At 50.9% G+C, this 226-nt stretch carries 1 rRNA gene; it reads right to left on the minus strand.

The window, feature by feature from the left end:
• Positions 1 to 148: 148 nt before the first annotated feature.
• Positions 149 to 226, minus strand: a 16S ribosomal RNA gene (locus HED65_RS23075); the annotation flags it as partial.

A 226-nucleotide genomic window follows, 5' to 3' on the forward strand; every position in this document is an offset into this window, starting at 1 on the left:
GGGATTCGAACCCCTGTTACCGCCGTGAAAGGGCGGTGTCCTGGGCCTCTAGACGAAGGGGACACTGAAGTCTCAATCGCAAGACGCCTTGCTATTTACTTTTCATCAGACAATCTGTGTGAGCACTACAAAGGCAGGTTCTTTAAGGTAAGGAGGTGATCCAACCGCAGGTTCCCCTACGGTTACCTTGTTACGACTTCACCCCAGTCATGAATCACAAAGTGGT

The organism is Pantoea sp. LS15 (assembly GCF_012241585.1).
Classification (GTDB): domain Bacteria; phylum Pseudomonadota; class Gammaproteobacteria; order Enterobacterales; family Enterobacteriaceae; genus Enterobacter.